Raw genomic sequence first — 24,347 nt, forward strand, 5'->3', positions numbered from 1 at the left:
GGGCCGTCGCCGATCTTGTTGGCGCCTTCGCGCTTGGGCTCGATCATCGGCGTCGAGGTGTCGTGGCTGACATCGGTAACGATGGCGACGTTGGGGTTCAGGCGCTCGGCGATCATCTCCGCGCCGCGCAGGCCCACTTCTTCCTGCACCGCGTTGACGATGTAGAGGCCGAAGTCGAGCTTCTGCTTGCGTGCCTTCAGCAGCCGCGCCACTTCCGCGATCATGAAGCCGCCGATGCGGTTGTCGATGGCCCGACAGACCAGCTTGTCGCCGTTGAGCACGAAGAACTCGTCCGGGTAGGTGATCACGCAGCCGACATGCACGCCCAGCGCCTCGACCTCGTCCTTGGTGCTGCAGCCGACGTCGATGAAGATGTTGTCGAGCTCCGGCGGCTTCTCCTTCGGCCCCTGGCGGCGGGTATGGATCGCCGGCCAGCCGAACACGCCCTGGACGATACCGTTGTCGGTGTGGATGTTGACCCGCTTGGAAGGGGCAATCTGGTGATCGCTGCCGCCGTTGCGGATGACGTAGATCAGGCCGTTGTCGGTGATGTAGTTGACGTACCAGGAGATCTCGTCGGCGTGGCCTTCGATCACCACCTTGTACTCGGCGTCCGGGTTGATCACACCCACGGCGGTGCCGTAGGTGTCGGTGATGAACTCATCCACGTAGGGACGCAGATACTCCATCCACAATTTCTGCCCCTCCCACTCGTAGCCGGTGGGCGAGGCGTTGTTGAGATAGCGCTCCAGAAACGTCATCGCATCCGCGTCGAGCGGCTTGGCGCTGCCTCGGCCGCCTTTGGTGGTTTTCTTGGGGCTCTTGTCCGTGCTCTTGCTCATGCATCTTTCCTAAACGAGTCATGAAGGTGACTCTAGCTTAGCAGCCCCTGACGTGTGATTGCTTCATCGGTTCCCGTTCGCGTCTACGCTAGTGGTCTCACTCGACCCACCGGAGAGACAAGGATGACTCGACACCCACTGCGCCACCACCAGCGCTTCGATTACCGCCCGATCACCGATCGGGACGACTGGCGCTGGCCCGGCGACACCGGTCTGGCGGTCTACGTCGGACTCAACCTGGAGCATTACGCCTTCGGCGAGGGGCGAGGCGTGGGGATCGCACCGCCAGCGCCGGCGGGCGAGCCGGACGTACTCAATTACGCCTGGCGCGAATACGGCAACCGGGTCGGCGCCTGGCGCTGTCTCGAACTCTTCGAAGCGTTGAACCTGCCGGTGGGTGTGATCGCCAATACCGCGATTCTCGATCACTGCCCGGCGCTGCTGGACGCCTTCGCCGAACGGGGCGACGAGATCATCGCCCACGGCCACACCAATGCGGAGCGGCAGGGCCAGCTCGGCATCGACGAAGAGCGCGAGCTGATCCGCCGTTGCCGAACGCGCCTGGCCGAGCGCTACGGCCAGGCGCCCGAGGGCTGGCTGTCGCCGTGGATTTCGGAGAGCGAATCGACGCCCGACCTGCTGCGCGAAGCCGGATTCGGCTACTCCCTCAACTGGGCCCACGACGATCGTCCGATCGCCATGCAGACGACTCACGGCGACCTGTGGTCGATCCCCTATCCGCAGGAGCTCAACGATATTCCCACCATTTCCTCGCACCGCGTCTCGATGAGTGAGTTCGCGACGATGATCCGCGATCAGTTCCACGAGCTCCGCGAGCAGTCCCGCCACCAGCCGCTGGTGATGGGTATCTCGCTGCACCCCTGGCTGGTGGGGCAACCCTTTCGGCTGCGCCAGTTGCGCGAGGTGCTCGCCGAGCTGGCCGACTACCGCGAGGCCCAGGGCGTGTGGTGGACGACACCGGGCGCCATCGCCGATTACGCCAGCCGGCGCTCTTAGCCCGTAGCCCGTAGCTCGTGGCTCGTGGCTCGTGGCTCAAAGCACCATCGCGGCGATCCAGCCGAACACCAGCAGCGGCACGTTGTAGTGCAGAAAGGTCGGTACCACGCTGTCCCAGATATGGTCGTGCTGGCCGTCGGCATTGAGCCCGGCGGTGGGGCCCAGCGTGGAATCCGAGGCCGGCGAGCCGGCGTCCCCCAGCGCGGCCGCCGTTCCCACCAGCGCGGTGGTGGCCAACGGCGAGAAGCCGAAGCTCAGCGCCAGCGGCACGTAGAGCGAGGCGATGATCGGAATGGTCGAGAACGATGAACCGATGCCCATGGTGATGAACAGGCCGACCAACAGCATGATCAGTGCGGCCAGCCCCTTGTGGTCGCCGATCATCGCCGCCGAACTCGTCACCAGGCTCTCCACCGAGCCGGTCGCCTGCATCACCCCGGCGAATCCGGCGGCCGCGATCATGATGAAGCCGACCTGCGCCATCATCCGCATGCCTTCGGTAAAGACGTCGTCCTGCGCACGCCAGCGAAACACCCCGCTGACCGACAGCAGCGCAAAGCCGAACAGTCCGCCCAGCACCATCGAATCCGTCAACAGCTGAACGACCACAGTGCCGACCAGTGATGCCGCCAGCACGATCTTCTGCCAGCCACGGAGGCCGGCGTCTTCATCGAGCTTTGTCGCGGGCTGCTCGTCGTCCTGCTGCCCCACCAACGCCCGGTCGTCGTAATGTCGCCGACGGCGATAGCTGAAAAACACCGCCACCAGCAGCCCCAGCGCCATGCCGCCGATCGGCATGGCCATGGCCAGCGGCACCTGGGCCGCCTCGACCTGAAGGCCGAGCTGGGCGCCGCTGCTGTTGAGGTTGTTGAGCAGAATGTCGTTGAGAAAGATGGCCCCGAACCCCACCGGCAGCAGCATGTAAGGGGCGGTGATGCCGAAGGTGATCACGCAGGCCACGGCGCGACGATCGAGCTCGAGCCGGTTCATCAGCGTCAGCAGCGGCGGCACCAGGATCGGGATGAAGGCGATATGCACCGGGATCAGGTTCTGCGAGCTGATCGCCGCCAGCAGCAGGCAACCCAAAAGCGCCAGTACCACGCGACGCGGGCGAGCGCCGGCACCCTCGAGATGGAATCGCTGGACGGCGCGTCGCGCCAGTCCCTGGGTGATACCCGAGCGCGAAAGCGCTACCGCGAAAGCTCCCAGCACCGCATAGGAGATCGCCACCGTCGCCCCGTTACCCAGGCCGCCGTTGAAGGCCTCCAGAATGGCATCGAGCGGCATGCCCGCATAAAGCCCGCCCGCGATGGCGGCAACGATCAGCGCGAAAACGACCGATACCCGCGCCAGACTCAACGTGACCATGATCAGAATGGCCAGCACCACAGCATTCATGCATCGCCTCTTTTCGAAACGTGAACGGTATCCATCGAACGCTGCCGACGGACGAAGCCGACGATGATATCGACCCAGTCACCGAACGCCAGGAAAATCCGAGCAGTGCGGCGCACCCTCGCCTTCCAGGCCGGCCGGGAGACGAGCCCGCGGGTTACCCGACTCACCGCCGGTTACCAAACGCTCCAATATCGGTAAACCCGCTGACAAAAAACCTCATTCATTTTCGACCCGGGCCCCTTAAGCTCGATTGACGATAACGACCGGCGCAGGAAGCGTCGGCGGGGATGGCTCACCGGCGAAACGTCGGGAGGCTCCGGGGTGATTGAAGGGGCTGATTCAGCAACTTCAGGAACGGCGACATGCACAATGCGGATCGTGCCGGCTTCGCCATCTTCTGCGTGGCGATTGCCTTCATGGCTTTCATCGGGGGCGCCTTCGTCATTCTGACGAAATCGTTCCCCTATACCTATCTCGAAGATGCCCACAAGGCGGCGGTTGCCGTCATCGCGCAGCAGTCCGACAACGATCTCTATACCGATACCGACCTGTGGCGCGACGCCCGTCGGGACGACAGGGGCACCACCATCGAGGATCCGGCCAGGGCCTACGAGGGCCTGACCCTCTACACCTCGGGGGACGGCACCTACGCCAACCTGGTCGACATGCACGGAGAGATCGTTCACCGCTGGGAACTGCCCTACAGCGATGTCTGGGAAACCAGCCCGACCGGCCGCGATCCCCGCCCCGACGAGCGCATGTACTGGCGCAAGGCCAAACTCCTGCCCAATGGCGATCTGGTCGCCATGTACATCGCCGACAACGACACCCCGTGGGGATACGGCATCGTCAAACTCGATCCCGATTCACGGGTCATCTGGAAGTATCACGCCAGTACGCATCATGACCTGGATATCACCCCGGACGGCGATGTGATCACGCTGACCCACGAGTTCACCCAACGCGAGGTGCCCGAGTTCCAGGCGCTCTCCTACCCGTGGCTCGACGATTACCTGGTCAGGCTGGATGGGGAGACGGGCGAGGAGATCAGCAAGGTGTCGCTGGGCGACGCCTTCATCGACTCCCCTTTCGCCGGCCTCTTCTACTCGGTGCCGAGCTTCGCCACGGAAGATCCGCTCCACACCAACAGCGTTCAGTATCTGGACGACGAACTGACCCGCAATTTCGCGCCGGCAGACGGCCGCAGCGGCCAGATCATGCTGTCGTTCCGGCACCCCGGGGCGGTGGCGCTGGTCGATCCGGACTCGGGGGAGATGACCTGGGCCATGCAGGGCCCATGGCTGGGCCAGCATTCGGCCCGTGTCCAGCCCAACGGCCACTTCACGCTGTTCGACAACCTGGGCAATTTCGAGCGGGGCAACCGTACCCGCATCCTGGAAGTGAACCCGAACGACGATGCGATTGTCGCAAGCTATAGCGGCAATGATGAACATCCCTTCGACAGCGGCCTGCGCGGTGCCGCGCAGACGCTGCCCAACGGCAACCGGCTGATCACCGAATCCGATGGCGGCCGGCTGTTCGAGACGACTCCACAGGGGGAGATCGCCTGGGAGTTCATCAATCCCGCTCGCGGAGGCGACAAGGAGCAGTACGTCCCCGTGGTCTCATCGGGCCAGCGCATCGCCATTGCAAACCTCGACGCGGATTTCCGCGCCGATCTCGACACCACTGGGAGGTGATCGTCATGACGCGTTTGACCAAGCGATACGACAAGTTCCTGCTGACGGGCGTACTGGCCGTCGGCGCCATCCTGCCGCTCACGGCCGAGGCCTATGTCGGCCCGGGCGCCGGCCTGAGCCTTCTCACGGCCCTGTGGGGCATCATCGCCGCCGTCGGCATGGCGCTGTTCTTCGTCATCATGTGGCCGATCCGTCGCATGCGCCGCCGCCGCAAGGCCGAAGCCGCCGCGGCCGCGGCGGGCGATTCATCCACGGCCCAGGCCCGCACCGCTCAGGATCCCGAGTCGCCGCCGTCCACTACCCGCGTCGAACACGCGCAGCGCGAGACGCCGCAAACCGACCAGCGCTCGTGAATTCGGGGTGACGGGCCGGGGACGTCCCGGCTCGTCCCGATCATCGATCGCGACGCGAGCAACCCCTCGCCATGAAACGCCACCACTCTCTTCGGCGCCGGACAACGCGCCGAGGACGGGCTCGTGTCAGGAGGACACATGGGTTTACTGAATCTGCCTGATCCGATCTTCGGCGCCATCGATGGCGGGATGCAGCCGTTTCTGCCGGCCACCGTGCGCTTGATCGTATGGGCGACGATCGCCGGTATCGGCACACTGTTCCTGTACCGACTGGTATCGCCGCAAGGCAGAATCGGCAGCGCCAAACGCGAGGCCCGTGCCGCACGCAAGCAACTCAACGAGTTCGACGGTGAGTTCAGCGACGCCGGTCCCTTGATCCGCAACCAGTTCCTCACCGCCTTCAAGCATCTCGGGCTGGTGTTCCTGCCCACGCTCGTCTCGATCCTGCCGCTGCTGGCGCTACTGACCTGGCTGGAGAGCTACTACGCCCACGCGCTGCCGGCGGCAGGCGACACACCGACCGTGCAGGTCACGCCGGACACCTACGACGCGCAGTGGGTGCAGCAGGACGGCGCCCCCCACGTGATCGTCAGCGACAGCGATAGCGAATTGGCCAACGTCGCCATCACGGCGCCGATCCCGGTGATCGAGCAACGCCAGTGGTGGAACTGGCTGGCCGCCAACCCATTGGGCTATCTGCCCGCGGAGAGCGGCGTGGCGCGGATCGCCTTCGACCTGCCGGAACCCGAGTATCTCCCGTTCGGACCGGGCTGGATGCGCCACTGGCTGGCGGTCTTCTTTCCGATCATGACGATCGTCTCTCTCATCACCTATCGCTGGGCGAAAATCGAATGAGCCACTTTGATTCCGACGATTCGACGCCCCGTTCTGCCGGGGCCGGCAACGCCAACAACGACACGGCCGCCAGCGGGGAGATCAGCGATCCGGGCTTCGTGGTCCCCGGCTGGATGCACTGGCTGGGTGGCTGGATCCACCGCAAACCCGGCACCTGGATCCGGCTTGGCAATCTGGAGACCCGAGCGGTCCGGGACGCGATCGCCGACAGGCGAGTCGACCGCCCCGTCTACGTCGCCGGCCTGGCCCGCTCGGGGACGACGATCCTGCTCGAGCACCTCGCCTCCCACCCCGACGTCGCGACCCACCGCTACGTCGACTTCCCTCCCCTGCTGACCCCTTACTGGTGGAATCGCTGGCTGGAGAAGGTGCCCCTGACGCAGAAAAAGGAGCAGGAGCAGGCCCAAGAGCGCGCTCACAAGGATGGCATCGAGGTGACCTCGCAGAGCCCGGAGGCGTTCGAGGAGATGCTGTGGATGGCCTTCTTCCCCGACATCCACGACCCGGATCACAGCTCGGTGAAAGGCCGCGATGCCGAGCATCCCGCCTTCGAGCGCTTCTACGACGAACACGTGCGGAAACTGCTCGCCGTGCGCGACCGCCGGCGCTACGTCGCCAAGGGCAACTACAACCTGGTCCGGCTGGGCTATCTGCACCGGCTCTACCCGGCGGCGAAATTCATCCTGGTGATTCGCGATCCGGTCTGGCACATCGCCTCGCTGATGAAGCAGCAGAAGCTGTTCGTGGCCGGCGAGACCAGCGAGCCGCGCGCGCTGGAGCACATGCGCCGGGTGGGGCACTACGAGTTCGGCCTCGACCGGCGGGCGATCAACGTGGGCGACGACGAGGGAACCCGGCGCATCACCGGGCTGTGGGAATCCGGCAACGAAGTCGAAGGGTGGGCTCGCTACTGGGCGGCGATCTACGCCCACGTCGCCGACACGCTGGATGCCGACCCGGAGTTGAGATCGGCTTGTCTGCTGGTGCGCTACGAGGCGCTCTGCAGCGAACCTCATGACAGCCTGCAGGCGGTCTTCGACCACGCCGAGCTCGAACTCGAGCCCCAGGCGCTGGCCGACGCCGCCAGCGGCCTGCACGCGCCGACCTACTACAAGCCCAGGTTCAGCGATGCGGAGCTGGCCACGATCGCCGAGATCACCGGCCCCGTCGCGGCACGGTTCGGGTACTAGTCGCGGGCTTCGGCTTGCGCCGGTTTCGGGGCGCTTGAAAAGCGGCTTCGGCCTGCGCCGGTTTCGGGGCGCTTGAAAAGAAACGGGGCGGCCATCTGGCCGCCCCGTTTCTGGTCGAATCGACTCGCTCCGCCGTCACCCCTGGGCGGGATGTGCCGGATAGTGACGCTCCTCCGGCGGGGTCGGGAAGTACTGATAGAGCCAGGTCTCGCTCACCGTGTTGCCGTCGGCGAGCAGATTCAGGCGCATGTTGATCGGATCGGTGGAGTCGCTGGTGGGGTACCAGTCGAACTGAATACGGAAGCCTTCGATCTCCTCCACCCACAGGATATCGAGCTGCTTGACATCGCCCTCGGGCACGTCGAGCTGGGTCTTGATGTCGATATCGTTGTCGTAGAAGTGCTTGAGCTCGCCACCGATGAAATCCACCGCGATCCGCTTGGCCCAGACCTCGGGGTAGTGCTCGCCCGGCGCCCAGCCCTCGGGAAAGCCACCGATGCCGGTGAACGTCTTGCGCACGCGGGCCTGCTCGGGCTTCACCGGCGGCTGCGCGCTCCAGTAGAGCTTGTAGCCGTAGTTGAGTTCCTGCCCCGGCTCGATCGCCTGTTCGGGCTTCCAGAACGCCACCACGTTGTCCATGGTCTCGCCGGTGGTGGGAATCTCGAGCATCTGGATCTCGCCCTTGCCCCACTGCCCCTTCGGCTCGACCCACAGGCTGGGCCGCTTGTGATAATTGCCGACGATGTCTTCGTAATGGGTAAAGTCGTGGTCGGTCTGGAGCAGGCCGAAACCCTTGGGGTTGTCGTCGCCGAAGGTGTTGAACTGGACCCGCGGCGGATTGTTGAGGGGGCGGCAGACCCATTCGCCGTTGCCGAGCCACATCGACAGCCGGTCGGAGTCGTGAATCTGCGGATGGAAGGTCAGGCACATGTCGCGCTGCTGGGTACCGCAGCTGAACATGCTGGTCATCGGGGTGATGCCGAGCTGGGCGATCGACTCGCGCGGGTAGAGATGCTTGTCGATATCCATCACCACGCGTTCGTCCTCGCAGTGGATGACGAAGCGATAGGCCCCGGCCAGGCTCGGTGAATCGAGCAGCGCATAGGCGGTGAAGGTCGTCGCGCCGGGCTTCGGCGTCTCGAACCAGAAGCGGGTGAAGGCCGGAAACTCCTCGGTCTTGCCGTCGCTGTAGGTGTTGACCGTCACGCCGCGGGCGGACAGGCCGTACTGATAGGTGTCGTCGACGGCGCGGAAGTAGCTGGCGCCCAGGAACGAGACGATGTCGCGCTCGGTCAGTGAAGGCTCCTTGAACACCCGGAACCCGGCGAAGCCGAGATCGCCCTGGCCCTCGAGCTGGGAGACATCGACGTCGGCCCGGGAGTAGTCGAACAGGTCCGGCCGGAAATGGATCTCCTTGGCCTGCTGGGTCTGCGGATCGATGGAGTACATCCGGACCGGCTGGTTGAACGCCATGCCGACGTGGAAGAACTGGATGTCGAGCGGACCGTTCATGCTGTTCCACAGCGAATGATCGGGATCGTAGCCGATGGCGTTGTACTTCTGCGGCGTGAGATCGGCCAGGGTCGGCGGTAGCTGCTCGACGGTGCTCTGATAGGCCTTGGCAGCCAGGTCACGGGCAAACCCCTGCAGCCAATCGAAGCTGAAGGAAGAAGCCTCGCCATCGGCAATGTCACTGGTGGCACGCGCCGCCGCGAATAGCGGCGCCGAAGGCAACCCATACCAGGCAGCCAGGGCAATCGCGCTTTTCAGCACACTTCTACGATCCATGAACACCCCATCCTTTGTCTGTCGGCAATCGAACTGGAAGCATACCCGATCGTCTCGGATCAGGCTGCACCGGATAAAATCCCTTTTCAGACGCCAATGCCATCCGAGGGTTCCCCGGCGGCAAGCCGGCCTGGCCCTCATCCCTCGCACCGGTATTCGCCAGCCCCGTCGACTCGCCGTTGGTGGCATCGTCGACCCATGGTTGGCGTGCTAGGGTTTCGTACGAAAAGTCGGCGAGCGATGACCAGACAAGGCAAAAAACAGCGAAGAGACGGAGTTTACGGGGTGTAAATGAGTACTTTGAGCTGTTTTTTAACGCCGTATGGCCGAGCGCAGGCAGTTTTCGTACAAAGCCTAACGTCGAGTCCATCATCGCTCCATTGCCATCGAGAGGCCCCGTGAAACGACGCTACTCCTCGCACCATGCCTGGCGCCGCGCCCAGAGCATCGACGAACTCGCCTGGATGGCGCGCCGGCGCCTGCCCGCCTTCGCCTGGGAGTATGTCCACGGCGGCTCGGAGGACGAGATCACCCTGCACGACAACCGCCGCGCCTTCGCCGCCTGGGGGTGGCAACCGCGGACGCTGGTGGACGTCGAGCAGCGCGACAGCCGCACGCGGCTGCTGGACGCCCCCGCCGAGCTGCCGCTGGCGATCGCCCCCACCGGCTACAACGGCATGCTGTGGCGGGACGGCGATATCGCGCTGGCCCGGGCGGCCGCCAGTCGCGGCATCCCCTTCACCTTGAGCACGGTCTCCTGCGCCAGCCTGGAGACCCTCGCCGACGCGGTGCCGGAGGCGCGGCTCTGGTTCCAGCTCTACGTGCTGGATGACGAGGCCGTTCGCAACGACATGCTCGAACGGGCGAAGAACGTCGGCGTCGACACCCTGATGGTCACCACGGACACCGTGGTGCTGGGACGTCGCGAATGGGATTCGAGAAGCTACCTCAATCCCCGGCGCCTGGCACTGCCCTATCTCTTGGACGCCGCCCTGCATCCGCAGTGGGCCTATCGAGCGCTCTGGCCCCAGGGCCTGCCGACGCTGGGCAATCTGATGAAGTATCTACCCAGGGAACAGCAGAGTGCGGGCAGCGCCGCCGGCTACATCAATCAGCGCATGACACGCCGGCTGACCTGGGAAGTGCTGGCCGACATTCGCCAGCGCTGGCCCGGCAAGCTACTGGTCAAGGGGATTCTCAATGCCGAGGACGCACTCGAGGCCAGGCGCATCGGTGCCGACGGCGTGGTCGTCACCAACCACGGCGGCCGCCAGCTCGACGGCGCGCCGGCGACGCTGGATGCGCTGCCCGAGGTGGTCGACGCGGTGGGAGATTCGATGCACGTGCTGCTCGACAGCGGCATTCGCCGCGGTAGCGACATCGCCAAGGCCGTGGCGCTGGGCGCCGAGGGCGTGCTCTGCGGCCGCGCCACGCTCTACGGCCTGGCGCTGGGCGGAGAGGCCGGGGCGGCCCATGCCATCGACCTGCTCAAGGATCAGTTGCACAACCTGATGGCGCAGCTGGGACGGCCAACCCTCGAGCAGATCGACCGCCGCTGCCTGCGGCGCTCCCCCTATGCATCGACCCGGGGCGATCTACCCCAACGCCCTAGCGACACCCTGCCGGGTGGAGAGACGCCGGGGGACGTGCCTTGAGCGCCATCCGCGCATTCGATGGCGAGCAATCCTGTAGAGCGGTATCGGGTGTTCGGCTCATAACAGAGCCGTCAACGCTGGCACGGTCAATACGGCGATGTAGAACCCCATGAACTGCACCCCGATATTGAAGCCCAACAGACGTGACAGGAATCCGCCTACCAGCCCCACCGTGACGACGACCAGCAAACCCAACAGGCCGCCCTCCCAGAGACCGATCACCAATATGAGCCCGACGAAGGTGCCGATGATCGCTTCGTGGCTGATGTTGCGGGACACGAAGGAGGCAGCACGGCGGGCGTAGTTCATCGAGAAGGGGTAGGCGATCAGCAGCGCCAGCACGACCGCCAGTAGCCCGTAGACCAGAAACTCCCAAGTCCCCAGCAGATTGTGCAGGTTGTTCACCTGGCCGCTGGCGCTATCAACGGTGAAACGGGGTGGCGCGTTGAACAGCGGCGCCGCCGGACCCGCAGCGACCGGGCTCAATGGCAGGCCGAATGCCATCAAAGGAATGAGGGCCTCGGCGATATAGGTCGACTCGGTCACGCCATTGCGAACCGCCAGCGTCGTCGTCAAGCGGTGATAGACGTGTCGAATGCGGCTTGATACCACCTCACCCATGATGACCGTCATGGCTACCGGGCTGAACACGAAGGTGAGACTGGAGGCCACGGCAGTGCCTATCGTCCAACTCGTCTGGCGGGAATCCAGGACCTTGAGGGGGTTGGGGAAGTAACCGCTCCAGCGTTTGACGTCGGGCGCCAGCGAAAACCGGGCAGGTCGATCCCGTTTCCGCCGGGCTCGCTCGGCAGGCGACAATACCAGAAACAGGTCGGAAATCAGCGGCCCGATGGCAATGCCCAGGAAATAGCTGACGCCCAACTTGACGCCGTGGGCGGCGGTGAGATTCTGCAGCGCGACGATTATCAGCACGAACGGCCCCAACGCCAGTACCGCTGCCCAGCGACCAGGAGAAAAGTAGGCGATGGCCAGTGCGGCGATCAAGAAGAGGTAGGGCGCGGTGTGCTGCACGAAGCCACCGAAAGGCGCCAGCAGGAGCGCGAAGACCACGGTCACCGGTACCGCGATCAAGGCAGCGATGACGCCACCGGAGATCATCTTGCGCAAAGCGATGTGCGGCACACCCAGCTGACGCAGATAGTTCGCCTCGCGCATCATTGGCGTGGCCATGGTGTCGCCGGGAATCCCCAGCAGTGCGGTGGGTACGGCATGGGTCATGTGTTTGGATACCGCACCTGCCAGGAAGAAAGTGTACACACCGGCGGGCGGAACGCCGATCAACACGACCAGTAACGTCAAGGGCGCGATGGTCGTGGTCTCGTCACTGCCGGAGATGAGACCTATCGCTGAAAATACCACGGCCCCAATGATGCCCATGCCCAATGCGACGGGAAGCTGTGCCAACAAGGCATCCATCATGACTTCACTCCTTCCCGACCCGCCCGCCCGAGGTCATGCTCGGCCAGCGCAACGGCGTCGCCTTGGGCATGATCACGCTCATAGACCAGAAAGGCCTCTTCCAATTCGAGCTCCCTCAACTCCGATCGGACGGCCTCCGGTAAATCCTCCACGCCGCCCCTGCTGCCGTAATCGGCGTAGAGTGCAGCCAGCACCCCTTGCAGGTTTTCCGTGTCGACGGTGTCTTCGACGACTTCCCGCTTGGGCCGGAAGAGGTATGCGCAAATCGCGCCGCCTACCACGCAACCGATGATGCCGAACAGCATGGCGTAGGTCCGCGCCATTCGAGGGTCATCGATGAACATGCCAAGCAGCCACTCGGCCGCCTGAAAAGCGCCCAAGCTGACCGCCCCACCGATGATCAGCGAGCCGATCAGGTGATGACCATCCACCGTGTCATTCCAGACCTCGAGCAATCGGTCATTTCTCATTGTCATAACCCTTCTCTTGCTGGTTGCCGCGATGATCGCCTCGACCACGATTGGCGCGGATGGCCCTGGCCACGGGCGAAGGCATGCGCCGTGACAGCGTGCGGTCGACCCACTCGGCAACATCGACCAAACGCTCCAGGTCGATGCCGGTATCGAACCCCTGACTCTCGAGCAGGCGTACCAGGGATTCGGTCGCCACGTTACCCGTGGCACCCGATGCGTAGGGACAGCCACCCAGAGCCGAGACCGAACCATCGAAGACCCGCACGCCGGCCTCCAGCGCGGCCTGCACGTTGGCGACGGCCATTCCCCAGGTATCGTGGAAATGCCCCGCCAAGGCGCCGACGGGCAGCTGCCGTGCACAAGCCTCGATCAATTCACAAGTGCGGCGTGGTGTGCCGATGCCAGTCGTGTCCCCGAGACTGACCTCGTAGCAGCCCATGTCGAATAGCTGCCGGGCAATCGTCGCCACTTCTTGCGGATCGACGTCGCCGGCGTAGGGACAACCCAGCACACAGGAGATGTAACCCCGGACGCGGATGCCGGCCTGCGCAGCCAGCGGCATGATGGGCTCGAACCGTGCCAGGCTCTCGGCGATGGAACAGTTGATATTGTGATGGGCAAAGGCTTCGGAAGCCGCCGTGAATACCGCGACCTCGTCGACCCCCGCGGCCCGTGCAGATTCGAACCCTCTCGAATTGGGTACCAGTACGGAGTAGGTAATGTCCGGTCGCCGATTCAGCCGGCCGAGCACCTCCCGAGTCTGCTGCATCTGGGGTACCCAGCGCGGGGAGACGAAGGCACCGGCTTCCAGATGGCGAAAGCCCGTATCGGCCAAGCGTTCGAGCAGTTCGACCCGCATCGCGACAGGCAGCACCTCCGACTCGTTCTGGAGGCCATCTCGGGCGGCAACCTCGACGAGTCGCACCGGCTCCCCGGTCGTCATGAGATCGTTCCGCGCTGCTGCCGCAGCAGTTCCGAAGCACGATCTGCGCTGACGCGCCCCTCCTCGACCATTCGCCGCACGATGAGGTCGAGCTCGCCCCCCGTCGCGCCGGCTGTCAGCGCGATATTGCGTGCATGCAGCGCCATGTGTCCTTTTTGAATGCCCTCCGTCGACAACGCCCGGAGGGCGGCCAGGTTCTGAGCCAGGCCCACTGCCGCCGCGATTTCGCCCAGCTCGCTGGCGGTTTCGACACCCATGAGTTTCAGCGACAGCTGCGCGAGCGGATGCGTACGGGTCGCGCCGCCGACCAATCCCACCGGCATGGGTATTTCGAGCGTCCCCACCAGATCACCTTGGGTATTCTTCTCCCAGGTCGATAGCGAGCCGTAACGTCCATGGCGGCTGGCAAAGGCATGCGCCCCGGCTTCGACGGCGCGCCAGTCGTTACCGGTAGCGATGATCAGGGGATCGATGCCGTTCATGATGCCCTTGTTGTGGGTCGCCGCCCGGTAGGGGTCGATCGCCGCGAGCCGGTATGCCTCGACGATTCCCTCGATCACGGCTTTGCCGTCGAATCTCGAGGTGGTCAGCTGGTCAGCGGAGAGCCTGACCTGGGCTCTCGCCAACCGGAGATCGGCCAGGTTGGAGAGGATACGCAGGCAGGCGCGACCGCCGCTCAGGCTTTCGACAAGAGGGGCGACGGCTTCCGCCATGGTATTGACCGCATTGGCTCCCATGGCGTCCCGAACATCCACGATCAGATGCGCCACCACCATCGGCCCGCTGGCCGTATGGGGAAAAACATGAACCTCGACGTCCCTGCACCCCCCGCCCAGTCGATTGAGCAGGCCATCGCAGGCGTTGGCCTTGTCGATGATCTCCTGTTTGTTGGCGAGAATACTCAGTCGAGCGTTATGCGGGTCGGGAATGTCCAGCAGCTGGATTTGTGCTCGCATCAACGGCTCGCTACAGGACGTGGTGAAGCCGCCGCTATCTCGGGCCAGCCTGGCCATATAGGAGGCCGCAGCAACGACCGAGGGCTCTTCCACGGCAAGGGGAATCAATACTTCTCGACCATTGACGATGAAATTGGTGGCGACTCCCACCGGCAACTCGAAAGTCCCGATGACGTTCTCGATCATGCCATTGGCTGTCTCGAGCCCCAGGACGCCGGGACTCATCAACTTTGTCGCCTCGTCATCTGACAAAGCCTCTATTTCCACGAGCTTCTGGAGGCGATCACGAGGTGAAAGATTGCGGAAATCAGCGATACGCGAGCAGGTCATGGCGACAACTCTGTGGTGAACGAATAGCGTCAGACTAACGGAACATCACCACCCCACATACTGTACCTATGTCTTGGTAACAGTATTATGGGTACACTCCTGCCGACGGAATGAACAAGGCTGGAGAAGGAGCGGTATCGAGGATATTCCTGCTACTTTCGACGAGGATAACGCTTTGTCAGTGCGTCAAAAACAGACTCTTACCGAACGCGCCATTGAGATCGTTCGCCGTCAGATCGCCAGCGGGTCGTTACACAAGGGCGACCGCTTACCCTCGATTCGGGAATTCATGGCGCTACATCGAATGGCGAAAAACACGGTGCTCAACGCTTATGGCCGGTTGGTGAAGGAGGGGCTGATCGAAAGCCACCACGGCGCTGGCTTCTTCGTTACCGGCCTTGCCACCCAACGTATCGATGACAGTGACACACCTCGCGAACTCGACCGGGCCATGGACAATATCTGGCTAATGCGGGAACAGCTGGTGAGAAATCCCGGTCCCTCACGACTGGGAGAAGGATTTCCGCCCGCGCACTGGCTCAAGGAGATCGCACTGGAGCGACATTACCGGAAAGCCATCAGTGGAGGATCGCTTTCCGCCATTCGCTATGGTTATCACGGCGGTTATCCACCACTACGAGAGCAGTTGGCACAGAAGCTGGCGGATCACGAAATCGATGCCTCTCCAGACAATATCTTGACCACGTCCGGTGTCAATTCGGCACTGGACCTGATCATCCGCTTTTCGCTGGCCCCCGGTGATAGCGTCATGATCGACGATCCGGGCTACTACTTGCTTTTCGGAAAGCTCCGGTTGGGCAATGTCAGAATGCTTCCGGTTCCACGCCTGGCCGATGGTCCAGACCTGGATGCGGTTTCTCGGTGGGCGACACAGGAAAGGCCGAAGTTATTCTTCACCCAGTCGGTTTCTCACAATCCAACGGGGTCCACGACATCTCCATCGAAGTCCAGGACCTTGCTGGCACTGGCAAGAAAACACAACTTCACCATCGTGGAGAACGACGCCCTGGCAGAATTCGGTCCGCCTGAGAGCCGGAGAGTAGCGTCTCTGGGCGGGTTCAGCCACTGCATCTACGTAGGCAGCTTTTCGAAATCGATATCTGCAGGTTTACGCTCAGGATTCATTGCCTGCGATCGCGCGTTGGCCGAAGGCTTGGCAGACCTGAATATGCTCATCAACGCCAGCACTTCGGAAATCTCCGAGCGAACTCTGGCATTGATTCTGGAGGAGGGAAGTTTTCGCAGACACGCCCTGCACCTGGCGGAGCATGCCACCCGTGCAGTCAAGCATGGTCTCGCCAAGTTCGATGAAATGGGTGCCGAAGTGTTCTGCAGACCGGAAACCAGCCTCTACCTCTGGGCTCGTTTTCCCGGCATCGACGATGCTGATGCCCTTGCCCGTTACATGCTGGAGCAAAATTTCGTCCTGGCTCCCGGTTCGATCTTCTCTGTCGCTCTCCGGGAGCCAGTCGCCTGGTCTCGCTTCAATGTCGCTTATGTGGACAACCCTGATTTCCGAAGAATGATCGAGAGTTATCGTGACCAGGGCGGTGAAGCATAACCTGCTTGATTTGAACTGGGTCCGGTAACCACTCGAATCGGGAACATGACCAGGATCGAACTCGTCGTTTCCACGTTCACGGCGTCCCGATCTTGGCTCAAGCGCTTGGCGACACCGCCGCTCCCGAATCTCGCCCCAGCCCTTTCGACAGCGAGGGCTGCACGACTTCGATCCAGTAGCCGTCGGGATCCTTGACGAAGATCACGTTCTTCATCTTGCCCTGGTCGGAACGCTTCTTGAATTCGACCCCATTGGCGTCGAACCACTGCTCGGCAGCCGCCAGATCCGGTACCGCGAAGCAGATATGGCCGAAGCCCTGCGGTTCGGCATTACCGTCATGATACGAAAGCTCGGGATCGTCCTCGCTGCCCCAGTTGTGGGTCAGCTCCAGTACGCCCTTCTGCGAGAAGGTGTAGGCGGTACGCTCGCCGTCGTCTTCGGGGATGGCGCTTTCGTCGTCGACCCGGGCCAGAAAATAGAGCGTGAACTGCATCTCCGGAAAGTCGAGCTTGCGCAGCAGACGCATGCCGAACACACGGGTGTAGAAGGCCAGCGACACCGCTGGGTCCTTGGCCCGCAGCATGGTGTGGTTGAACACGAAGCCTCGCGTTTCCGTCGGGGCGGCTTGCACGCCGGGAACCTGGTCTTCGGCAATGGACATGGGATCCTCCTGTGGGTCCGGATGACGATATCGACAGACAGCCGAAACGCCGATGGGCGACACCTGAAAGTGGGGGCAACCTCCGCCGCTCTCAAGCGGCGCGATCCCCGACCCCGGCTCGAGGGGAGCCACCCTGACGACCGCAACCCAAACGCAGCGGCCGTGCGACTTTGCAGCACCGGGCCCCTGCTCTACACTCGATTGAAACCGGCAGACAGGGCCCGCGGGCATGGCGACAGGCACCACCCCCCACCGTTTCTCCCGATTCGCCGCGATGCGGCAGACTCCCTCGACCCGATCCTGTCACCAGGCAACGCTATCCCATCCGGGCCTGCTGTTCATCGGCCTGTTGTTGTTGCTGCTCGCCGGTTGCAGTACCCAGAAAGCGATCGTCACCCGCGACGATGGCCCGGCCATCGATGGCAACAACCTCTCCATCGATCGCATCCTGGTGATGTCCGCCGCCAAGGATGCGCTCGGCACGCCCTACCAATGGGGCGGCAGCACGCCCCGGGGCTACGACTGCTCGGGACTGGTACAGATGGCCTACGGCAAGATCGGCATCTCGCTGCCGCGGACCTCCAACGAGCAGTTCCATGCCCTCGAGGAGATCGACGTCGCCCGCCCCGGCGATCTGCTGTTCTTCGGTTCGGGCAGCCATGCCACCCATGTCGGCATCTACATGGGCGACCGCCAGATGATCCACGCCCCCGGCAGCGGCCGCACCGTCAGCGTGTCGTCGCTGGATGTCCGCTACTGGCGCAAGCACTACCTGGGGGCGGCGGCGCCCGCGGATTGAACCGCCTGCCGTGACCCAACTACTAAAACCGCACCTCGCCCTTGAGATATCGGGCGCTGGCTACCACGTTGTAGGAACGTCACGGACACATCGCGCGAGCGCGGGCATGTCGTTATCGCTATCGATTGTTTCACAGCGCTGCCCCGGCTCGTCATGATGGGCATCCGATCCCAGGCTTCAAGCAAGCCGCCAACGGCAACAGGAGAAAGTCATGGCTTTGCAACTCGGCGATACCGCCCCGGATTTCACCCAGGAGAGCACCGAAGGGCCGATCAACTTCCACCAGTGGGCCGGCGACAGCTGGGTCATCCTGTTCTCCCATCCGGCCGACTTCACCCCGGTCTGCACCACCGAACTCGGCGAGGTCTCGCGCCTCAAGCCGGAGTTCGAGCGCCGCAACACCAAGGCGATCGGCCTCTCCGTCGACCCGCTGGACGACCACCAGCGCTGGGTCGGCGATATCGAAGAGACCCAGGGCTGTGGGCTCAACTTTCCGTTGCTGGCCGATGCCGACCGCTCGGTGAGCGAGGCCTATGGCATGATCCATCCCAACGCCAGCGGCACCAACACCGTGCGTTCGGTATTCATCATCGATCCGGCGAAGAAGGTGCGCCTGACCATCACCTATCCGCCCAGTACCGGCCGCAACTTCGCCGAGATCCTGCGCGTGCTCGACAGCCTGCAGCTGACCGACAGCCACAAGGTTGCCACGCCGGTGAACTGGCAGGATGGCGACGACGTGATCATCGTGCCGTCGATCGACAACGAGAAGGCCAAGGAACTCTTCCCCAACGGCTGGGACGAGAAGAAGCCCTACCTTCGCGTGACCAAGCAGCCCAACAAGTGATCGCCACGGCAGCGTCGCGGTGACGCGATTCAATACGCTGTCGATCGAAACGGTGTCGGCTAGAAACGATGCCGGCCAGAAACGACGACGCCCGCACTCGAAAGAGCGCGGGCGTTTTTGGGTCACGGGAGAGTCAGCGGCGAGCGCGGCAACCAGGAGACACGCCATAGACGAGGTGTCTAGGCCCGAATCAGGCGATGGTCCCGGGCTCGGGACGGGGACGCCATGCCAGAAGCGCCTCGACCAGGGCCTTCAACAGCGCCTGCACCTGTGTCGCCTCTCGCTCCCGATAGGGGAAAGTCGTTGATGCCTCGATCAGATCGGCCTCCCGCGGCTCCTCCATATAGGTCGCCTGGGAAAGCTCGAGCTGCACGGCGTGGACATCATCGCTCGGCATTCCGTAGTGACGGGTAATGAAGCCGCCCTTGAAACGCCCGTTGGTCACCCATGTGTAATCGGTCTGTGCGTCGCAGATCGCCTCGAGCCGGTCGCTCAAGGTGGGATCGCAACTCCCGCCATCGTTGGTCCCGAGGTTGATGTCGGGCAACTGGCCGTCGAACAGCCTCGCCACCCGCGAGCGAATCGAGTGCGCGTCGAACAGCACCGCGTAGCCGAAGCGCCGGCGAAGACGCTCGAGCTCCTCGCTCAAAGCAGCGTGGTAAGGCCGCCAGACGTTTTCCAGCGCCCAGTCGCGCGCCGCTTTCGAAGGTTCGCACCCGCGCCGGTAGAGCGGCTCGCCGTCGAAGTCGACTTGCGGGAACAGGCCGGTGGTCGCGCCGGCATAGAGCGGCCTGTCGTCGGTGGAGCGATTGAGATCGATCACGTAACGGGAGTATTCAGCCTGCAGCCGACTGACGCCGAGGTCATCGAGAAAATCGTAAAGCTGCGGAATGTGCCAGTCGGTGTCGATCAACGACAGCCCGCGGTCACTGAGCCCGGCTTCGACTTGCGGCGTCAGGCGAGTCCCGGCGTGGGGCATCGATACCAGTAAAGGGGTCGCTCCCCGGGTCAATTGGAAACGGCTCATGCGCTGATCCTCTCTCCCTGGTGGAAGCGAATGCCGGGTAGCTGGCCGCCCAGCCAGTAGGCGAGTTCCGCCGGTCCGGTCACGTCCCAGGCAACCGCGTCAGCCACCTTGCCCACCTCGAGCGAGCCGTGGCTGGCGTCGATGCCGAGCGCCCTGGCCGCATTCAGCGTCACACCGGCCAGGGCTTCCTCCGGTGTCAGGCGGAACAACGTGCAAGCGAGATTCATCATCAGCCGCAGCGACAGCACCGGCGAGGTGCCGGGGTTGAGGTCACTGGCCAGCGCCATGGCGACGCCGTGCTCGCGAAACGCCTCGATCGGCGGCACCCGGGTCTCCCGCAGCGTCAGAAACGCGCCGGGCAGCAGCACGGCGGTGGTGCCGCTGGCTGCCATGGCCCGTGCATCGTCGTCGTTGGCGTACTCGACGTGATCGGCCGACAGCGCGCCGAACTCGGCCGCCAGCTGGCAGCCCCCCAGGCGCGACAGTTGCTCGGCGTGCAGCTTGACCGGCAGGCCGAGCCGGCGTGCCGTCTCGAATACCCGCCGCATCTGTGCCGGAGAAAACGCAATGCCCTCACAGAAGCCGTCGACGGCATCGATCAGCCCCTCTCCCGCCAGCGTCGGCAGGATCGTCTCGCACACCAGCTCGATGTAGTCATCGCTGCGCTCGGCATACTCCGGCGGCAGGGCGTGGGCGGCGAGGCAAGTCGTCTTTACCGTCACGGGCAGGCGTTTGCCCAGTTCGCGGGCGACCTGCAGCATGCGCCGTTCGCTGTCGAGATCGAGACCGTAGCCGGACTTGATCTCGAGCGTGGTAACGCCTTCGGCCAGCAGCAGCCGCGCTCGCGCTTCGGCACTCGCGTAGAGCGTCTCGAAGTCGGTCTCCCGGGTCGCTCTGACACTGCTGACGATCCCGCCGCCCTGACGTGCGATCGTCTCGTAGTCGACACCCTCCAGACGCTGCTGGAACTCACCGCTGCGGTCGCCCCCGAACACGAGATGGGTGTGGCAGTCGATCAGCCCCGGCGTCAGCCAGCGACCACCGAGGTCGTGGATGGCATCGAACGCCTGCGCGGCCAGATCGTCGGCCTTGCCGATCCAGTCGATCCGCCCATCGACAATGACGAGAGCCGCGTCAGTGATGAGGGAGTAGCGGCCGTCAGCCATGGTAATGGCGTGACAGTGGTGCCAGAGCTGGGTCATGGGCGATTGCCTCCATTCGGTCGGGGATGATTACGTCAGGGTGAGGGCGCGCGTTTCCGGCGGACCACTCAGGGTCGCCGCCACCGCCTCTGGGATCGCGGCGGAGCGCATCGCCGAGAAGGCTCGCTCGATATCCCGGGAGAGCGGATGCTCCTCCTCGTAGATGTCGACCAGGGCGCGCAGCCAGCGCCATGCCGCGCTGGTGCCGGTCGCGAAGCGCTCGCTCGGCAGCAGATCGAAGGCCTGCGCCGCGCACAGCCACTCGATGGCGATGATGCGAAAGGCGTTGTCCAGCGCGGCATCCAGCTTCAGCGCGGCGCTGTCGCCGAGGCTGAGGTGATCCTCCTGCAGTGCGGAAGTGAGGTAGTTGTCGATCACCGCCGGCTGCGCCAGGCGCTTGTTGTCGGCGGCGAGCGAAGCGGCCGTGTACTGCGCGATCATCAGCCCGGACTTCACCCCGCTCTCGGCGGAGAGAAACGGCGGCAGGCCACTGTGAAGACCACTCACTTCGGGCGTCACGAGACGGTAGATGCGCCGCTCCGATATCGCGCTCCACTCCGCCACCGCCATCGCCAACTGGTCGCAGGCCAGGGCGATCGACTCGCCATGGGGATTGGCTTGCGAGACGACCCGGTAGCCTTCGGCGTTCTTCAGCAGCAAAGGATTGTCGGTGGCGCTGTTCAACTCGCGGTCGATCTGTTGTGCCGCGTGTGCCAGCTGGTCGCGACAGGCGCCGTGGACCTGAGGGATGGCACGCAGACTCAGGGCGTCCTGCAGGTGCCCGCCGCGTCGAGCAGCGAGCCACGGACTATCGTGCAGAAGCTCGCGCAGGGTGGCGCCGCAGATCTGCATCCCGAGCTGCGGCTTGAGCGCGAGGACATCGGCATCGAACGCCGCCAGCTGGCCACCCAGCGCGTCGAAGCTCATCGCCGCGCCGACGTCCGCCCAGGCGCTCAAGCGATTGGCGCCATCCAGTGCCAGGCAGGCCAACCCGGTCATGGCCGGGGTGCCATTGACCAGACTCAAGCCGTCCTTGGCGCCCAAGGTCACCGGCGCCTTGCCGATCCGCGCCAGCGCTGCTTCGGCGCTCATGACGCCGCCCTCGTGGCGAACCTCGCCGATGCCGATCATCGCCAGGCCGATATGCGCCATGTGGGTGAGATACCCCACCGACCCCTGTCCCGGCACCACCGGCGTCACCCCATGGTTGAGAAAGTCGAGGAGCCGCTCGACGATCTGGGGACTGATGCCCGAATGACCGTGGCTGTAATTGACCACGGCGGTCGCCATGATCGCGCGCACCTGATCGTCGCGCAGGGGGTCGCCGACGCAACAGGCGTGACTCATCAGGGTGTGGTAGGAGAGACGCTGGAGCTGGTCCGGCGCCAGGCGCACGTGGCAGAGCGCACCGAGGCCGGTATTGATGCCGTAATAACGCGTCTCCTCCCGAGCGAACGCCTCCACGGCCTGGCGAGCCTCTCGGACCCTGGCCCAGCGCCCTTCATGGAGCGCCAGCTGCGCGCCATGGCAGGCCACGTCGACGATGGCGCGCCAGGAAACTGTCTCGTTGCCAAGCGTGACGGTCTTCATCGCCTCAACCCTCGATCGCCGGTGTGGAGCCGCTGGCCGCGTCCTCGGGCAGCGTCGTGGCGATGGCGCTTTCACGTCCGTAGATCAGCGCCTTGACGCTCGCGGCGAGCACGAGAACGAACAGGAACACCACGAAGAAGCCACCCGCCGCCGCGAGATACTTGATGCCATCGACGCCCTGCTCGCCACCCCCGAAGGCAACCATGACGTAGGCGATGACGCTGATCGACACGCCCCACAGAATCTTCTGGAAGGTGGGCGATTCATCCTCGGCGGTCATACCACGAGTACAGATCGTGGCGATGGTCGCCGACATGGAATCCGCTGCCGTGGCGAACGACAGAATCAGCGCCAGAATCGTGGCCGGCACCAGCAACCAGGCCAGCGGCAGTTGATGCAGAAAGCCCCACAAGCCAGCTACGGCGCCATCCTGATCGATGATCGAGGCCAGATCGAGCGTGCCGTCCAATTGCCACTTGATCGCACTGCCGCCCCAGACCGTGAACCAGACGATGCCGAAGATCGCCGGCAGAACCCAGTTGATCATCAGAAATTCGCGCAGCGTCCGCCCGTAGGAGATGCGCGCCAGGAACAGGCCCATCAGCGGCGCGTAGGCGATCCAGATCGACCAGTCGTACATCGTCCACCAGGTCACCAGCGCTTCACCGCCCAGCTCCTTGGTGTCGAAAGACCAGGTGAAGAAGTTGTTCAGCCAATAGCCGATACTGGTGGTGGACAGATTCAGCATGTAGACCACCGGCCCGATGATCAGCAACAGAGCCAGCATGCCGTAGTAGAGATAAGCGTTCAGCGAAGACAGGTAGCGGATGCCGCGCTTGAGCCCCGAAACCGAGGAGGCAATGAAAATCACCGTGATGATGGCCACCAGCACCAGCCAGGTCGTCGGGCCAACGCTGATGCCGTATTCCTCCTGCACCCCTGAGCCGATCAGAGCGACGCCGGCGCCCAGCGACGACGCCAGACCGAGCGCAATCGCCAGAACCGAGACGATGTCGATGATGGCGGTGACCGTCGGTCGACGGTGATGATCGCCGATGATCGGCGAGATGGCTGCCGAAATGGAGAACCGTTGGCGGCGGTTGTAGTGCATGTAGGCGATCATCATGCCGACCACGGCGTACATGGCGTAGGGAATGAAGCTCCAGTTGTGGAAGCTGCGTGCCAGCGCGAAAACCGCCGACTCGCCGCTACCCGGCGCGAAGCCCTGATTGTCGATTTCACCGTAGACGTTACCCATGTAGATGATGGGTTCGTTGACGGCGTAGGTCACGACTCCCGTCGCAATACCGCCGGTCAGCGCCATCGCGAAGGTCGACATCAGCGAGAATTTCGGCTTCGCATCCGGCCCGCCGAGACGAATATTGCCCACCTTCGAGCAGAAGACGTATCCGACCACGGCCAGGGCCGACACGGCGACCAGTTGATAGAGCCAGGCGAAGTCGGAGAGCGTCAGGTAGAAAATATCCTGTGTGACGTCGATCAGCAGTTCGTTGTCGACCAGACCGATGATCGCGGCGACGGCAACGATCAAGAAGGTCGGGATGAACACGCTGAGCTTGATGCTTCTCGGTGCGGGTTTTGACATTTTTATACCCTGAAATGAAGGTTTAGAACGGCGCGTAAGCCCACGACGAGTGGGTGATATCAGCAGTCGGGGTCTCGCGGGAACCGGCACCCC

20 protein-coding genes and 1 pseudogene are annotated in these 24,347 nt (G+C 63.8%); 9 read left to right on the forward strand and 12 right to left on the reverse strand.

The annotated features are described in order from the left end of the window. Window positions 1-842 (reverse strand): M42 family peptidase (locus Q0602_RS21140; RefSeq protein ID WP_298847773.1); only part of this gene is annotated, 842 nt, incomplete at its 3' end. Window positions 843-965: 123 nt separating this feature from the next. Here Q0602_RS21140 and Q0602_RS21145 point away from each other — a divergent pair. Continuing rightward, a complete protein-coding gene (locus tag Q0602_RS21145) occupies window positions 966-1,859 on the forward strand; it encodes a polysaccharide deacetylase family protein (protein ID WP_298847775.1) in 894 nt (297 codons plus the stop codon). A 36-nt stretch (window positions 1,860-1,895) separates the two neighbouring features. Here Q0602_RS21145 and Q0602_RS21150 read toward each other — a convergent pair whose 3' ends face one another. Continuing rightward, on the reverse strand, window positions 1,896-3,257 hold the full coding sequence (locus tag Q0602_RS21150; RefSeq protein WP_298847778.1) for a Na+/H+ antiporter NhaC family protein: 1,362 nt from the start codon (window positions 3,255-3,257) through the stop codon (window positions 1,896-1,898). A gap of 362 nt (window positions 3,258-3,619) precedes the next feature. Here Q0602_RS21150 and Q0602_RS21155 point away from each other — a divergent pair, with 362 nt between their 5' ends. The 4 genes from Q0602_RS21155 to Q0602_RS21170 all read left to right on the forward strand — a co-directional run bounded on the left by Q0602_RS21155 (window position 3,620) and on the right by Q0602_RS21170 (window position 7,355). Continuing rightward, window positions 3,620-4,957: an arylsulfotransferase family protein gene (locus tag Q0602_RS21155; protein WP_298847780.1), complete on the forward strand. Its 1,338-nt coding sequence runs from the start codon at window positions 3,620-3,622 to the stop codon at window positions 4,955-4,957. 5 nt (window positions 4,958-4,962) lie between these two features. Beyond that, window positions 4,963-5,310, forward strand: coding sequence for a hypothetical protein (locus tag Q0602_RS21160; RefSeq protein ID WP_298847782.1), 348 nt, complete (start codon window positions 4,963-4,965; stop codon window positions 5,308-5,310). 138 nt (window positions 5,311-5,448) lie between these two features. Next, window positions 5,449-6,165 (forward strand): hypothetical protein, encoded by a 717-nt coding sequence (locus tag Q0602_RS21165; RefSeq protein WP_298847784.1) that lies wholly within the window; start codon window positions 5,449-5,451, stop codon window positions 6,163-6,165. Further along, window positions 6,162-7,355 carry a sulfotransferase gene (locus Q0602_RS21170; protein ID WP_298847787.1) on the forward strand — a complete coding sequence of 398 codons (1,194 nt, stop codon included), beginning with the start codon at window positions 6,162-6,164 and terminating at the stop codon, window positions 7,353-7,355. Before Q0602_RS21165 ends, Q0602_RS21170 begins: the two co-directional genes overlap by 4 nt. Before the next feature lie 135 nt (window positions 7,356-7,490). On the opposite strand, the gene Q0602_RS21175 is transcribed toward Q0602_RS21170, so the two are convergent. Next, the gene (locus tag Q0602_RS21175) at window positions 7,491-9,143 is read right to left on the reverse strand and encodes a glucan biosynthesis protein (RefSeq protein WP_298847790.1); all 1,653 of its coding nucleotides are present in this window, start codon (window positions 9,141-9,143) and stop codon (window positions 7,491-7,493) included. Window positions 9,144-9,541: 398 nt separating this feature from the next. Here Q0602_RS21175 and Q0602_RS21180 point away from each other — a divergent pair, with 398 nt between their 5' ends. After that, window positions 9,542-10,798 carry an alpha-hydroxy acid oxidase gene (locus tag Q0602_RS21180; protein WP_298847792.1) on the forward strand — a complete coding sequence of 419 codons (1,257 nt, stop codon included), beginning with the start codon at window positions 9,542-9,544 and terminating at the stop codon, window positions 10,796-10,798. Window positions 10,799-10,855: 57 nt separating this feature from the next. On the opposite strand, the gene Q0602_RS21185 is transcribed toward Q0602_RS21180, so the two are convergent. The 4 genes from Q0602_RS21185 to Q0602_RS21200 are packed head-to-tail and all read right to left on the reverse strand — an operon-like array spanning window position 10,856 to window position 14,940. Further along, complete coding sequence (locus Q0602_RS21185; protein ID WP_298847794.1) at window positions 10,856-12,238, reverse strand: tripartite tricarboxylate transporter permease; 1,383 nt, start codon at window positions 12,236-12,238, stop codon at window positions 10,856-10,858. Then, window positions 12,235-12,693 (reverse strand): hypothetical protein, encoded by a 459-nt coding sequence (locus tag Q0602_RS21190; RefSeq protein ID WP_298847796.1) that lies wholly within the window; start codon window positions 12,691-12,693, stop codon window positions 12,235-12,237. The genes Q0602_RS21185 and Q0602_RS21190 overlap by 4 nt, the downstream gene beginning before the upstream one ends. Window positions 12,694-12,697: 4 nt before the next feature. Then, a complete protein-coding gene (locus tag Q0602_RS21195) occupies window positions 12,698-13,654 on the reverse strand; it encodes a hydroxymethylglutaryl-CoA lyase (protein ID WP_298847798.1) in 957 nt (318 codons plus the stop codon). Continuing rightward, entirely contained in the window at window positions 13,651-14,940 is a 1,290-nt protein-coding gene (locus Q0602_RS21200; protein ID WP_298847800.1) for a hydroxymethylglutaryl-CoA reductase, degradative, read from the reverse strand. Before Q0602_RS21200 ends, Q0602_RS21195 begins: the two co-directional genes overlap by 4 nt. A 181-nt stretch (window positions 14,941-15,121) precedes the next feature. Here Q0602_RS21200 and Q0602_RS21205 point away from each other — a divergent pair, with 181 nt between their 5' ends. Then, window positions 15,122-16,522, forward strand: a complete 1,401-nt coding sequence (locus Q0602_RS21205; RefSeq protein ID WP_298847892.1) for a PLP-dependent aminotransferase family protein — start codon at window positions 15,122-15,124, stop codon at window positions 16,520-16,522. A 97-nt stretch (window positions 16,523-16,619) separates the two neighbouring features. Here the strand turns inward: Q0602_RS21205 and gloA are convergent, their stop codons facing one another. Next, a complete protein-coding gene (gene gloA, locus Q0602_RS21210; protein ID WP_298847802.1) occupies window positions 16,620-17,183 on the reverse strand; it encodes a lactoylglutathione lyase in 564 nt (187 codons plus the stop codon). A gap of 229 nt (window positions 17,184-17,412) precedes the next feature. Between gloA and Q0602_RS21215 the strand changes: the two genes are divergently transcribed. Then, window positions 17,413-17,982, forward strand: coding sequence for a C40 family peptidase (locus Q0602_RS21215; RefSeq protein WP_298847804.1), 570 nt, complete (start codon window positions 17,413-17,415; stop codon window positions 17,980-17,982). 208 nt (window positions 17,983-18,190) lie between these two features. Further along, window positions 18,191-18,829, forward strand: a pseudogene (locus Q0602_RS21220) (peroxiredoxin); the annotation flags it as partial. Window positions 18,830-19,019: 190 nt separating this feature from the next. Here the strand turns inward: Q0602_RS21220 and hutG are convergent. From hutG to Q0602_RS21240, 4 genes are read right to left on the reverse strand one after another with little or no spacing between them, the layout of a single operon-like run. Continuing rightward, window positions 19,020-19,856: an N-formylglutamate deformylase gene (gene hutG / locus Q0602_RS21225; RefSeq protein ID WP_298847807.1), complete on the reverse strand. Its 837-nt coding sequence runs from the start codon at window positions 19,854-19,856 to the stop codon at window positions 19,020-19,022. Then, the gene (gene hutI / locus Q0602_RS21230) at window positions 19,853-21,058 is read right to left on the reverse strand and encodes an imidazolonepropionase (protein ID WP_298847809.1); all 1,206 of its coding nucleotides are present in this window, start codon (window positions 21,056-21,058) and stop codon (window positions 19,853-19,855) included. The genes hutG and hutI overlap by 4 nt, the downstream gene beginning before the upstream one ends. 30 nt (window positions 21,059-21,088) lie before the next feature. Then, window positions 21,089-22,648, reverse strand: a complete 1,560-nt coding sequence (hutH, locus tag Q0602_RS21235; RefSeq protein ID WP_298847811.1) for a histidine ammonia-lyase — start codon at window positions 22,646-22,648, stop codon at window positions 21,089-21,091. A 4-nt stretch (window positions 22,649-22,652) separates the two neighbouring features. Continuing rightward, window positions 22,653-24,254 carry a BCCT family transporter gene (locus tag Q0602_RS21240; protein WP_298847813.1) on the reverse strand — a complete coding sequence of 534 codons (1,602 nt, stop codon included), beginning with the start codon at window positions 24,252-24,254 and terminating at the stop codon, window positions 22,653-22,655. Window positions 24,255-24,347 lie beyond the last annotated feature (93 nt).

This window comes from uncultured Salinicola sp. (genome assembly GCF_937921195.1).
Classification (GTDB): domain Bacteria; phylum Pseudomonadota; class Gammaproteobacteria; order Pseudomonadales; family Halomonadaceae; genus Salinicola.